The sequence below is a fragment of the Micromonospora sagamiensis genome (assembly GCF_014680085.1).
Lineage (GTDB): Bacteria > Actinomycetota > Actinomycetes > Mycobacteriales > Micromonosporaceae > Micromonospora > Micromonospora inyonensis.
On the sequence record NZ_AP023438.1, the window covers coordinates 1,102,809 to 1,115,422 of the forward strand.

12 protein-coding genes and 1 tRNA gene are annotated in these 12,614 nt (G+C 71.9%); 7 read left to right on the plus strand and 6 right to left on the minus strand.

The window, feature by feature from the left end:
• Positions 1 to 30: 30 nt before the first annotated feature.
• The 4 genes from IGA62_RS04465 (at position 31) to IGA62_RS04480 (ending at position 4,281) form a co-directional block, all read left to right on the plus strand.
• Positions 31 to 2,025, plus strand: a complete 1,995-nt coding sequence (locus IGA62_RS04465; RefSeq protein ID WP_145816123.1) for an elongation factor G — start codon at positions 31 to 33, stop codon at positions 2,023 to 2,025.
• Positions 2,026 to 2,188: 163 nt separating this feature from the next.
• Positions 2,189 to 2,506, plus strand: a complete 318-nt coding sequence (locus IGA62_RS04470; protein ID WP_145816122.1) for a hypothetical protein — start codon at positions 2,189 to 2,191, stop codon at positions 2,504 to 2,506.
• 120 nt (positions 2,507 to 2,626) lie between these two features.
• Positions 2,627 to 2,923, plus strand: a complete 297-nt coding sequence (locus IGA62_RS04475) for a hypothetical protein (RefSeq protein WP_145816121.1) — start codon at positions 2,627 to 2,629, stop codon at positions 2,921 to 2,923.
• A 395-nt stretch (positions 2,924 to 3,318) separates the two neighbouring features.
• Positions 3,319 to 4,281: an exonuclease/endonuclease/phosphatase family protein gene (locus IGA62_RS04480; protein ID WP_145816120.1), complete on the plus strand. Its 963-nt coding sequence runs from the start codon at positions 3,319 to 3,321 to the stop codon at positions 4,279 to 4,281.
• 126 nt (positions 4,282 to 4,407) lie between these two features.
• Here the strand turns inward: IGA62_RS04480 and IGA62_RS04485 are convergent.
• The 5 genes from IGA62_RS04485 to IGA62_RS04505 form a co-directional block, all read right to left on the minus strand.
• A tRNA-Val gene (locus tag IGA62_RS04485) sits at positions 4,408 to 4,479 on the minus strand.
• A gap of 80 nt (positions 4,480 to 4,559) precedes the next feature.
• Positions 4,560 to 5,027 carry a peroxiredoxin gene (locus tag IGA62_RS04490; protein ID WP_145816119.1) on the minus strand — a complete coding sequence of 156 codons (468 nt, stop codon included), beginning with the start codon at positions 5,025 to 5,027 and terminating at the stop codon, positions 4,560 to 4,562.
• Positions 5,028 to 5,090: 63 nt separating this feature from the next.
• On the minus strand, positions 5,091 to 5,528 hold the full coding sequence (locus IGA62_RS04495; protein ID WP_145816118.1) for a DUF3052 domain-containing protein: 438 nt from the start codon (positions 5,526 to 5,528) through the stop codon (positions 5,091 to 5,093).
• Between the two features lie 113 nt (positions 5,529 to 5,641).
• Positions 5,642 to 8,011 (minus strand): thiamine pyrophosphate-dependent enzyme, encoded by a 2,370-nt coding sequence (locus IGA62_RS04500; RefSeq protein WP_145821802.1) that lies wholly within the window; start codon positions 8,009 to 8,011, stop codon positions 5,642 to 5,644.
• Positions 8,012 to 8,124: 113 nt separating this feature from the next.
• Positions 8,125 to 8,601: a MarR family winged helix-turn-helix transcriptional regulator gene (locus tag IGA62_RS04505; protein ID WP_145816117.1), complete on the minus strand. Its 477-nt coding sequence runs from the start codon at positions 8,599 to 8,601 to the stop codon at positions 8,125 to 8,127.
• A 154-nt stretch (positions 8,602 to 8,755) separates the two neighbouring features.
• Here IGA62_RS04505 and IGA62_RS04510 point away from each other — a divergent pair, with 154 nt between their 5' ends.
• The 3 genes from IGA62_RS04510 to IGA62_RS04520 are packed head-to-tail and all read left to right on the plus strand — an operon-like array spanning position 8,756 to position 10,863.
• Positions 8,756 to 9,175 carry a GbsR/MarR family transcriptional regulator gene (locus IGA62_RS04510; protein WP_145821801.1) on the plus strand — a complete coding sequence of 140 codons (420 nt, stop codon included), beginning with the start codon at positions 8,756 to 8,758 and terminating at the stop codon, positions 9,173 to 9,175.
• A complete protein-coding gene (locus IGA62_RS04515; RefSeq protein ID WP_145816116.1) occupies positions 9,168 to 10,079 on the plus strand; it encodes an ABC transporter ATP-binding protein in 912 nt (303 codons plus the stop codon). The genes IGA62_RS04510 and IGA62_RS04515 overlap by 8 nt, the downstream gene beginning before the upstream one ends.
• The gene (locus IGA62_RS04520) at positions 10,066 to 10,863 is read left to right on the plus strand and encodes an ABC transporter permease subunit (RefSeq protein WP_145816115.1); all 798 of its coding nucleotides are present in this window, start codon (positions 10,066 to 10,068) and stop codon (positions 10,861 to 10,863) included. Before IGA62_RS04515 ends, IGA62_RS04520 begins: the two co-directional genes overlap by 14 nt.
• An 83-nt stretch (positions 10,864 to 10,946) precedes the next feature.
• On the opposite strand, the gene IGA62_RS04525 is transcribed toward IGA62_RS04520, so the two are convergent.
• Positions 10,947 to 12,590: a DUF4139 domain-containing protein gene (locus IGA62_RS04525; RefSeq protein WP_145816114.1), complete on the minus strand. Its 1,644-nt coding sequence runs from the start codon at positions 12,588 to 12,590 to the stop codon at positions 10,947 to 10,949.
• Between the last annotated feature and the right edge of the window lie 24 nt (positions 12,591 to 12,614).

Here is a 12,614-nt window from a genome sequence, read left to right on the forward strand (position 1 = left end):
CGACCACCTACCTGAAGGACACGACTCTTCGTGCGTACTCTCAACCTGGGCATCCTGGCGCATGTCGACGCCGGTAAGACGAGTCTGACCGAGCGGCTGCTGTACGCCGCCGGGGTCATCGACGAGATCGGCAGCGTCGACGACGGCAACACGCAGACCGACACGCTGGCGCTGGAACGGCAGCGCGGCATCACCATCAGGTCGGCGGTGGTGTCGTTCGTCGTCGGCGACGTGACGGTCAACCTGATCGACACACCCGGCCACCCGGACTTCATCGCCGAGGTGGAACGGGTGTTGAGCGTGCTCGACGGTGCCGTGCTGGTCGTCTCCGCGGTGGAGGGCGTCCAGGCGCAGACCCGGGTGCTCATGCGGACGCTGCACCGGCTCCGGATCCCCACGCTGGTCTTCGTGAACAAGGTCGACCGTGCCGGCGCGCAGGACGAAGCGCTGCTGCGGAGCATCGCGGAACGGCTCTGGCCGTCGGTGGTCCCGATGGGCGCCGTCGCGCGCATCGGCACCCGCGACGCCAGCGTCATCCCGTACGGCGCGCACGACGTCGGCTTCCGGACCCGGCTGGCCGAACTGCTCGCCGAGCACGACGACGCGCTGCTCGCCGCGTACGTGCGCGACGAGACGTCCGTGCCGTACCGCCGGCTGCGGCGGCAGCTCGCCGTCCGGACCGGGCAGGCGCTCGTCCACCCGGTCTTCTTCGGCTCGGCGATCACGGGCGTCGGGGTGGACCCGTTGGTCACCGGCATCACCGAGCTGCTGCCGGCCACCGGGGGCGACGCGGACGGGCCGGTCTCCGGCACGGTCTTCAAGGTCGAGCGCGGCCCGGCCGGGGAGAAGATCGCGTACGCCCGGATCTTCTCGGGAACGCTGCGGGTGCGCGACCGGGTTCGGCTACGGGGTGACACCGAGGGCAGGGTCACCGCGATCGAGGTCTTCGACCGGGGCGAGGCGGTCCCGCGTACGTCGGTGGCCGCCGGACGGATCGGAAAGCTGCGCGGGCTCGCCGACGTCCGCGTCGGTGACCCGATCGGCGTTCCACCGGAGAGCCGACCGGAGCACCACTTCGCGCCCCCGACCCTGGAGACGGTCGTGCTGCCCCGGCGTCCCGCCGACCGGGCCGCCCTGCATCCGGCCCTCAGCCAGCTCGCCGAGCAGGATCCCCTGATCGACCTGCGACGCGACGAGATCCGGCAGGAGATCACCGTCTCGCTCTACGGCGAGGTGCAGAAGGAGGTCATCGAGGCGACGCTGGCCGGTGAGTACGGCGTCCAGGTGACCTTCCGGGAATCCACCACGGTCTGCCGGGAACGGCCGGTCGGCACCGGTGCGGCCGTCGAGTTCATCGGTCAGGAGCCGAACCCGTTCCTGGCCACCGTGGGGCTACGGGTCGAGCCGGCCGCCGCCGGCAGTGGGGTGACGTTCCGGCTCGGCGTCGAACTCGGCTCGATGCCACCGGCGTTCTTCCGGGCCGTCGAGGAGACCGTGCACCGGACGCTCCAGCAGGGACTGTGTGGCTGGCAGGTCACCGACTGCGTGGTCACCATGACCCACTCCGGCTACTGGGCCCGGCAGAGTCACGCGCACGGCACGTTCGACAAGAGCATGTCCAGCACCGCCGGGGACTTCCGTCTCCTCACCCCGCTGGTGCTGATGTCCGCCCTGGAGCAGGCCGGGACCCGCGTGTACGAGCCGGTGCACCGCTTCCGCCTGGAGATCCCGGCGGCACAGCTCGGAACGGTCCTGCCGGCCCTGGCCCGACTCGGGGCGGTGACGACCGGCACCGGGCAGCGCGGGTCGGCGCAGGTGCTGGAGGGCGAGGTGCCGGCGGCCCGGGTGCACGGGGTGGAACAACGACTTCCCGCGCTGACCAGCGGCGAGGGCGTCTGGGAGTGCGCCTTCGACCACTACCGGCCGGTGCGGGGCGAGCCTCCCGTCCGGCCCCGCTGGGACCAGAACCCACTGCGCCGGGAGGAGTACCTGCTCCGCGTGGTCCGCCGGGTCACCCCGCCGTGAGTGGTCAACCGCCGCGCGCGGTGGGGATCGGGCCGGGCACCCGCCGAGCCTATGCGCCGACCAGGCGCCGGACCCTGCCCTGGGAAACCCTTCCCATACCGGGCCCCAGATCCACATGTGACACTCGGCGGGTTCGAAGAACCGTAAGACCGGAAGGAATTGCATGAGGCGGAAACTTCTCAGCATGTTCGCCGCTCTGGTGATCACCGTTGGTGGTGGGACGCTGGCCACGGCGAGCCCCGCACACGCCCATGGCACGTTCGGTCTGCTCTGCAATCTCAGCTCGAACGGATGGCTGTTCGCCTCGTACGACAGCTACGGCGGGGTCGGCTACCTGCGTACGCTGCACGCCGGTCGCGGGTTCCGCTACCACCTGTCGAGCATCAGAGACGTCCACGGGCGCATCTGGATCTTCGGTCACGGCGCCGAGGCCGACACCACGGACGGGTGGATCCTCGAAAGCCATGTGCACTGCGGCTGACGCCGGACCTGCGGACCAACCGGCGAACCGTTGTGGTGGGGCATCACCGGCCACACCTACTCACCGCCGAAATCTTCACCGTTATGAATGCCCGCACGGCAATCAATCGAGAGGAAGCGCATGAAGCGCAATGTTGTACGCGTGCTGACGGTCATGGCCGTCCTCGCCGCCGGGTCGGCGGTGGCGGCCACGCCGGCCGTCGCCAGCGACACCCCTGGTGACATCTGCGTGACCAACCAGTCCACCTGGCTGCGCGACCAGCCCTGGGGCAACGTCCTCCGCACCCTGAGCCCCGGGCGAGGCTTCCGCGTGCACTCGATCTACGGCGGCAGCGACATCCAGACGTGGTACTACGGCCATGGGGCAGAGGCGCCGGGGCAGGACGGCTGGATCCCGGCCGCCAACTGCGACTGGTAGACAGGGACCTCAACCCTCGCACCATCGTCTCGGCTGCTCGCAGGAGGCACCCTCACCCGAGGGTGCCTCCGCTGCGTTGCGTCCACGATGGGCGACACAACTCCTTGGCCCTCAGGCAACGGTCAGGACTCCTCTACCAGCCATGTCAGGCCGTATGCCGGCGCTCGCGTCCACCGCCGTCCACAGGTGCCCAGTTCTGTACACGCCGATCGTCATCCAGCCAGGCAGCCCAAAGAGCATCATTGCCATCGATGAAAACCCCTGCCAAGATCTACGCAGTCATCGAAGGATCTCGACATGCGCACTGCCCGAGGGGCGCGGGAGGCCCGCCGACCGCGGCGAGTTCGGATCACCACATCACCATGCCCCGATGCTGACAAATCAGAGGAGGAAAGGTGTCCATCCGTAGCAGCCGCTTTCTGCGCGGCGTCGTCGCCGTACTGGCCACGGCTTTCACCACGGCGACGATCGGTGTCGTCAGCGCTACCCCCGCCTCGGCCGCCGTCAACACGTCCCCCAGTTTCCTGGTGGTCTACAACAACAACATCGAGAACTGGCTGCCGGCCTCCTGCGCCGACGACAAGATCTGGAGCCGTCTGGTCAACTACATCAAGGGCCGACCACTGAGCCCGGATATCTTCACCGTTCAACAGGTGTCGAACCAGACGCAGCTCGACACGCTGACCCGGTACCTCTCCGACCAACTGCCCGGCACGTACGCCGGCCAGATCGCGATCGCCAACCCGGGCTCGATGGGCTACACCAGCACCTGCGGCAAGCTGAAGAACCAGCAGACCAACGCGGTCATCTACCGCTCCGACCGGTTCACCTACGAGGACGCCACCCGCTGGCGCTCCGACGCCCCGGAGAACTACAACACCGGCACCGGCCCGTGCCAGAACCTCGAACCCACCAGCAGCAGCCAGGACCGAGTGCACAACATCGCCATCCGCCTGCACGACAACATCGCCAACCAGGACGTCTCGGTGGCCTCGATCCACTGGCCCACCAACACCTGGTACGGCGAGCAGTGCGCGGCCGAGAACATCAGGGAGGCCGACGAGGCGATGACCCGCCTCGGCGGCACCCTCAAGATCGTCGCCGGGGACGCCAACACCGGGCCCGGCACCGCAGGTTGGTGGAACGACGCCATTGGCTTCGGGTACCGCGACCCGATCGCCGAGAGGTGCGGCACCCCCCACTGCCCTCCGGAGCACAACACGCTCGGCAGCCGACGGATCGACTACCTCCTGGTCAAGAGCGGCAACGGCTTCAATAACGCCGGCACCATCAGCACGTCGTTGACCGGCGGCGCGTACTCCGATCACCTCGCCGTCGCCGCCTACGTCAACTACTGACAATCGACACGGCGGCACCGCGCGCCGGCTGGCTGTCTTTCCCAGCTGACCACGGTGGGCGGTACCGCCGCCAAGGGGCCCCGGAAAAGCGGATCTTCGGAAGCGCTTCCGCGCTGGTGGTGGATGTGGGCGCGGCAGGTTTCGAACCTGCGACCCCTCGCTTGTAAGGCGAGTGCTCTCCCACTGAGCTACGCGCCCGGACGCCCGTACGGCAGGCCGGTGGCTGGCAGCTTACCTGCCGGCCACCGGCCCGGTCGAACCGTATGCCGGGTGGGATCTCAGGCGGCGGCGGTCTCCGCCAGCGCCTTGCGCCAACCCTGCTGGTCGCGGGCCTCACCGGGCATGTTCATCTCGGCGAAGCGGACCACACCGGCCCTGTCGATCACGAAGGTGCCCCGGTTGGCGATGCCGGCGACCTCGTTGAAGACCCCGTACGCCTGGGCGACCGCCCCGTGCGGCCAGAAGTCGGCCAGCAGCGGGAACTGGTACCCCTCCTTCTCGGCCCAGATCTTGTGCGCGTAGACCGAGTCGACGCTCACCGTGAGGACCTGGACGTCGTCGTTGACGTACTCGTTGAGGTTGTCCCGCACCTCGCAGAGTTCCCCCTGGCAGATGCCGGTGAAGGCGAGCGGGTAGAAGACCAGCAGCACGGTGCGCTTGCCCCGGAAGTCCGAGAGACGGACCTCCTGGTTGTTCTGGTCCTTGAGCACGAAGTCCGGCGCCTCGGCGCCAACCTCGATCGGCATGCAAGCTCCTTGGTTAGTCACGGGTGGGACCAGCCTGCCACACCCGGTGGCGAGGGGTGGCTGTTACTTCTTGCCCTTGGTCCCACGCCGCGGGACGAGACGGGCACCGCTCCAGTCCCGGCCGGCGTTGACGGTCGACGTCTGCTGGAGACCGGCGGTCTGCGCGGACTCGGCGACCTCACTCGGCTCGACGTGCCCCTGCCGCCCGGCCTTGGGCGTCAGCAGCCACACGACGCCGTTGTCGGCCAGCGGGCCGAGGGCGTCGACGAGGATCTCGAAGAGGTCACCGTCGCCGTCCCGGTACCAGACCAGCACCGCGTCGACCACCTCGTCGGTGTCCTCGTCGACCAGCTCTCCACAGCGGTCGGTAAGGGCGTCCCGGAGATCGTGGTCGACGTCCTCGTCGTACCCCATCTCCATGACGACCATCCCCGGCTCGATCCCGAACCGGTCCGCCAGGCTGCGTACCCCGTCGGCGGCCTGACCAGCGGTCGCGCTCACTGTCGCGTGCCTCCTCATCTCATCGCTGCTCCCGGCATCTCCTCCGACACCGTTAGGCAAAGTCCACACACTCGAGCCCTCCGGCGCAAGTGGCGCACCGGGTGGAACGGAATTTACCGCGCCAGCAGCGTACGGGCACCCTGGGTAATGGCTTCCTCCGACACCAGGACCTGCCGCGCCGCCGGACCTAACGGTACAAAAGAGTCGACTGCGGCCACTCTCCGGGCAGATCCGACATAACCGCCGTCGACCAGGACCGCGATCACCCCCTCGCCGACCCCTCCGGAACGCCTCGTCTCGTCCACCACCAGCACCCGACCGGTTGCCGACGCCTCCCGCATGATGTCCGGCACGGGCAGCGGCGCGAGCCAGCGCAGGTCCACCACCCGGCTGCCGACCCCCTCGGCGGCGAGGTGGGCCGCCGCGCGCAGGGACATCCGAACGCCGTTACCGAACGTGATGATGGTGATGTCCTCGGCGGATCCGACGCCGTACACCCGGGCCCGGCCGATCGGCACGTGCGCGCCGGCCCAGCCGCCCGGCCCCTGGTACGGGTCGAGCCACTCACCGTCGCCCTCGGCGTAGAGGTCCCGGGTGTGGTGGAGCGCGATCGGCTCCAGGAAGACGCAGACACTGCCGTCCACCGCCGCGCTGGCCAGGCAGGAGCGCAGCATCGGCGCGGCGTCGTCGGCCCGCGCCGGGACCGCGACCACCAGGCCGGGCACGTCCCGCAGTACGGCCACCGAGTTGTCGTTGTGGAGGTGCCCGCCGAGCCCCTCCTGGTACGCCAGCCCCGCCACCCGGACCACCATCGGGTTGCGGAACGCCCCCTTCGAGAAGAACTGCATGGTGGCGGCCTCACCGCGCAGCTGGTCCTCGGCGTGGTGCAGGTTCGCGAGGTGCTGGATCTCGGGCACCGGCAGCATCCCGGCCATCCCCGCGCCGAGGCCGAGCCCCAGCACCGAGGTCTCGTCGAGAAGCGTGTCGAAGACCCGCGAGACGCCGAACCGGTCGCGCAACCCCCTGGTCACCCCGTACACCCCGCCCTTGGCGGCCACGTCCTGGCCGAAGACGGCCATCTCGGGGTGGTCGAGCATGCCGTCGGCGAGTGCGGCGTTGACGCTCTGCGCGAGGGTGAGCGGCCCGGCCAGCTCGGGGAGCTTCCCGTCGAACGCGGCAGCCCGGGCCGCCGCCCCGGGGCCGCTGGCCCGCGCGGCGGCGTCCGCGATCGCGCGGGCCACCCGGAGCGGCCGGCGGGGCGCGAGCGGGGCGACGACGTCGGCCGCCGAGGCGAGTTTCGGCTCGCCGAGGACCTCTTCGGCCGCATTGCGGACCTCCCAGCCGATCTCGTCGTACCGGGCGATCAGTTCGGCGGGATCGGCGAGGCCGGCGGAGACGAGCAGCCGCGCGGTGGCCAGCACCGGGTCCCGGTCCAGGTCGGCGGCGATCTCGTCGGTGCTGCGGTACGCGGCCTCGTCGTCCGGTCCGGCGTGCCCCATCAGCCGGACGGTGTCCAGGTGCAGCACGGCCGGACGCCGGTGCCGGCGGACCCAGGCCACCGCCTCGGCCGCCCCCTCGTACGCCGCCACCAGGTCGCACCCGTCCGCCCCGAAGTAGCGGATTCCCGGCCGGGACCGGAGCATCGCCTCCACCCAGCCCTTCGGGGAGCGGACGCTGAGGCCGAGCCCGTTGTCCTCGCAGACGAACAGCACGGGGACCCGCAGCCCGGTGTGGTCGCACCAGCCGGCGGTGTTGAGCGCGGCGGTGGCGCTGGCGTGGTTGATCGAGGCGTCGCCGAAGGAGCAGACCACCAGCGCGTCGGACGGCCACGCCGGTCGGCTGACACCCACGCCGCCGGCCCGTCCCCCGGCCCGCCGGCCGATGCCGTCGAGCCGGCGCAGCCGTTCCAGCGCCAGCCCCATACCGACCGCGCGGGGCAGGTGCGAGGCGATGGTCGAGGTGGTCGGGACGATGGCCAGGTCGGCCCGGCCGAACACCTTGTGCCGGCCGCCGGCGATGGGATCCTCGGCGGAGGCGACCACGCCGCGCAGCACGTCCCGCACCGCACCGGCGTACGGGTCCGGCGCCGCGCCGTCACCGTCGTCCGCCGCTGCGGCGTCCGCGTCGGTCTGCCCGATCGGGACCTGGGCGGCCCGGACGCAGTAGAACGCGCCGGAGCGGTAGTGCAGCAGCGCCGGGTCGGTGGGGCGGAGCGCCGCGGCCACCGCCGCGTTGCCCTCGTGCCCGGCGGAGCCGATCGTGTGGTAGCCCTCACCGAAGCTGCGCAGCCAACGCGCCGCCAGGTCGAGCTGCCGGCTGGTGACCTGCGCGTCGAAGAGTTCCAGCGCTCGCGTCCCGGTCAGCGTGGCGCCGTCCCGGACGGATTGGTCCGGGTCCCGTCGCTGCGCCGCACCGGCCAACGCGGCCAGGCTCTCCCGGAACCGGTCGTCGAGATCTTGCGGGGTGGTCACGTCGGACAGCATTACCGACAACGGCCGACCCTGCCCACTCGGACACGGACCGGACGGCGGCGATCACCCGGCCGTCGAGGCCCGCCGGGCGGTGATTCCGGCCCTGGTCCGCGCGTTCCGAGCGGTCAGCCCGGGCCGCCCTGCGGCGGGGTCCAGCCGCCGGAGACCTTCCGCACGAGTCCGCACAGCGCGGCCAGTTCCTCGGTGCCGAGGTCGGCGAGCAGTCGGGAGTCCGACAGCACCTGGTGCACCCGGACGCGCACCTGTCGGCCCGCCTCGGTCACCACCAGGGTCTTGAGCCGCCGGTCGGCGGGGTCGACGCGGCGCTCGACCAGCCCGGCCCGCTCCAGCTTGTCGACCAGGGCGGTCACGTTGGAACGGTCACAGCGGAGCTGTTCGGCGAGGTCCCGGGCGGGCACGGGGTGGTCGGGGTCGAGTTCGTGCAACGCTCGGGCGACCGCCGGGGTGAGGCCCAGTTCCGCGATGTCGACGTCCTGGTAGTGACGGATCGCCGAGGCGAGGTGCATGATCCGGCGCACCGCGTCCCCGGCGAGCCCCGCGCGGTCGCCGGGAGTGGCGGAGGTCACGGTGCCCTGAGTCATGTCTTACATCCTACGGCTCGATCATCCATCGGCATCGTTTTAGTTGTATGCTTCGTTCAGAACTTTCTGAACGGATGGAACAGTGACGGAACCCCTGATCGAACTGCCACCCCGACGCCGGTACGCCGAGGACGCCGCCGTCGTCCTGGCCGGCATGGGACTGCCCCCCGCGTACGGGAAACTGCTCGGCTGGCTGCTGGTCTGCGACCCGCCGTGGCAGACCAGCGCCCAGCTCAGCACCGGCCTCGGGCTCTCCAAGGGCTCGGTGAGCACCGGCATGCGGATGCTGGAGAGCAGCGGGCTCGCCCGACGGGTGCCGGTCCCCGGGCACCGGGGCCACGCCTACGAGATCCAGCCCGACGCGATCATCCGGATCGTCGCCGAGCCGACCAAGTTCCGGGCGTTCCGGGAGCTGATGGAGCGCGGGCTCGACCTGGTCGGCGACCCGGACGCACCGGGCGCGGAACGCCTGCGCGTGATGCGCGACTTCTACGCCTTCATCGAGCGCGAACTACCCGCGCTCGTCACCCGTTTCCAGGCGGAACGACTGCGGAAGGGAGAGGCCGATGGATGAGTCGGCCATCAGCACCGAGGCCCTGGTCAAGACGTACGGCCGCAGCCGCGGCCTGACCGGGCTGGACCTGCGGGTCGAACGCGGGGAGGTCTACGGCTTCCTCGGCCCCAACGGCGCCGGGAAGTCCACCACCATCCGACTGCTGCTCGACCTGATCCGTCCCACCAGCGGCCGGGTGACCGTGCTCGGCGTCGACCCGCGCCGGGACGGCGTGGCGCTGCGTCGGCGGGTCGGCTACCTGGCCGGTGACTTCACCGTGGACGGTCGGCAGACCGCGCGGGAGCTGCTGACCTACCTCGGCAACCTGCGCGGCGGTGTGCCGGCGCCCCGGATCACCGAGCTGGCCGACCGGCTCGACCTGGACCTCAACCGACGGATCCGGGCGCTGAGCAAGGGCAACCGGCAGAAGGTCGGGGTGATCCAGGCGTTCATGCACACGCCCGAGCTGCTCATCCTCGACGAGCCGACCAGCGGCCTGGACCCGTTCCTCCAGCAGGAGTTCGTGGCGATGGTCCGCCAGGCCCGTACGGCCGGCCAGACCGTCTTCATGTCCTCGCACGTGATGAGCGAGGTGCAGCAGACCGCCGACCGGGTGGGCATCATCCGCGAGGGCCGGCTGGTCACCGTGGAGCGCGTCGAGGAGCTGCGGGAACGGGCGGTACGGCACGTCGAGATCCACTTCGCCGACCCGGTCGCGGCCGGGGAGTTCTCCGCGCTGCCCGGGGTCAGCGAGGTGACCGTCACCGGCTCGACCCTGCGCTGCCGGCTGGACGGCAGGGCGGACGCCCTGGTCAAGGCCGCCGCCGGGCACACCGTGGTGAGCCTGCTCTCCGAGGAGCCCGACCTGGAGGAGCTGTTCTTCGGCTACTACGCCCGCGAGGAGGCCCCGCATGTTGCTGCGTGACCCGTTCACCAAGGCGCTCCACGACGCCCGCCGCTCGCTGCTCGGCTGGGCGCTGGCGATCGTCGCGGTGGGCACGATGTACGCCTCCTTCTGGCCGACCATGCAGAGCCCCGAGATGGCCGAGGCGATGGCCGCCTACCCGGAGGGGCTGCTGGAGGCGTTCAACTACCGCGACCTGACCAGCGCGGCCGGCTACCTGGGCAGCGCCGTCTACGGTCTCCTGATCCCCCTGCTGGTGGCCGTCCTGGCGATCGCCGGCGGCACCCGCGCCGTCGCCGGGGACGAGGAGGCCGGCACCCTCGACCTGGTGCTGGCCCACCCGGTCGGCCGGGTCCGGCTGGCCCTGCACCGCTTCGCCGCGCTCGCCGTCGGGGTGGTCGGGGTGACCGTCCTGCTCGGGCTGGCGATGGTCGCGCTGAGCGGGGCGGTGGAGTTCGCCGGGGTCACCACCGCGGGCTTCGCCGCGATGACCCTGCACCTGGCCCTGTTCGGGGTGGCGTTCGCGGCGCTGGCCTTCGCGGTCGGCGCGGCCACCGGTCGGCGCGTCGCCGCGCTCGGCACCGGTGCCGGGGTGGCCGTGCTCGGTTACCTGGCCAACTCGGTCCTGCCCCAGGTCGACGGGCTGGGCTGGGCCCGGGAGGTGTCGCCGTTCCACTGGTACCTCGGCGGCGACCCGCTGGTGGAGGGCGTGCAGCCCGCAGGCGTACTCGCCCTGCTCGGCACCACCGCCGTCCTGGTGGCCCTGGGCACCTGGCGCTTCACCCGCCGCGACCTGGCCACCTGAGGTGGCCCGCCCTGACCCGGCCACCTGAGGTGGGCGGAGGAGCCCCGGGCGCTCGCCCGGGGCTCCACGGCGATCCTGCGGGGTCAGTCGCGCCAGCCGGCGAGGTCGACGCCCTTGGCCACCTCCACCCGGAAGCCCAGGGTCACCTCGCCGGTGCCGCCCGGCGCGAGCCGCAGCCGCCAGGTCAGCTCACCGAGTTCCGTACGCTCGTCCGGGGTCGGGTCGAGCCGCGCCTCGCGGACCACCACGCCCTCGTCCCGGGAGACCGGCAGCTGGTCCCGTACGGTCACCGTCGCCAGGCGCGGCGTGTGGTTGGCGACGGTGACCACGTACTCCACGTCCCGTCGCCGCGTCGAGCCCAGCGTGGCGCGGGTGTCGCTGCGCCGGGTCAGCTTCCGCTCCACCCGCACCCGGTCGTCCACGCCGAGCGCCAGCTCCGTCTCCTCGCCCGGTGCCCAGGCCCGCAACCGGGTGCTGCCGACGAAGTCCGCACCGTGGAAGATCGCCGCCGGGCCGGGCAGGAGGGTGTGCGTGGAGGTGTTGCGGACGGTGGCCCGCAGGTAGGCCGTCGGCTCGCGGACCGGCGCGGTGACGTGGTCCAGGGTCGCCGGCAGGTCCAGCACCGCGACCGTCGCCCGGTGCGCGGTGCCGTCGGCCGGCACCGCGACCGGTCGGGCCGGCCGGTACGTCGCGGCGGCGAGCCCCTGCTCCACCTCGGCGACGCTCTGCCGCACCGGGGCGGACCGGGCCGTGCCGGCCCGGGCGGATTCCGCCGCGCCGAACGCCCCGGGCGGCGGGGTGGGCTTCGGGAGCCCACCGCCGGGCATCGCCGCCATCGGCATCGGCGGTGGGGGCAGCGGCCGGACCCGGTCCAGGTACCACGGCGACAACTCGGGCACGGTCGCCGTCACCGCCGGTCGGGCGGTGGAGAGTTCGAGCCGGCACTCCGGCCAGTCCTCGCCGGTCTCCTGGCTGACCAGCCCGAACCAGGTGAGCGTGACGACCTCGTCGACCAGCCGCAGGTCGTACGACGGTTGCCAGCGGGCGCCGTCCACCACGTACGTCAGCTCCAGCTCCAGATCGGCGGCGGAGTCGGCCGTGGACCCGGCAGCGGCGGGGGTGGCCTCGGCGGTGGTCTCGGCGGTGACCTGGACGGTCACCTCGGCGAACAGGCGGTCCGGCGCCCGCTTGGCGCGTACCTCCTGGAGTTGCCGGTCGACGGCGGCGAGCGACTCCGACAGGTCGGTCCGCCGCCGGGCCAGCTCCCGCTTCCGTTCGTGCCCGGCGGTGAGCTGCCCGGCGACCTGGTCGGCGAAGGCGACGGCGTCCGCCGGGGCCGCGTCACCGCTGGCCAGTGCCCGGGCGTACGTCCCGCCGGCGCGCTGGGACAGCAGGGTGAGGAACTCCGCGCGCTGGGCCTCGACGGCGTCCGCGCCGTCCAGCGCGGCCAGTTCGTCGGTGAGCGCCCGGCGGCGCTGCTCCAGCTCGACGGCCTGCTCGTCGGTGCTGCGCGACTGGTGCCGGGTGACCAGGTCGACCCCGAGGACGGTGGCCGGCCCCCGGCCGCCGACCCGCAGCGAGTCGCGGCGCAGGCCGAGCGGGAGTGGCCCGATCCGCAGCCGGTGCTCACCGGCGGCCAGGGGGACGGTGCCGCGCCGGGTCACCCGGGCCCGGTCGGCGTAGACGGTCACCGCGGCGATGGGTGCGTCGACGTTCTCTGCCTTCATCGGCGCGAGCGTAGTCGCGTCCCG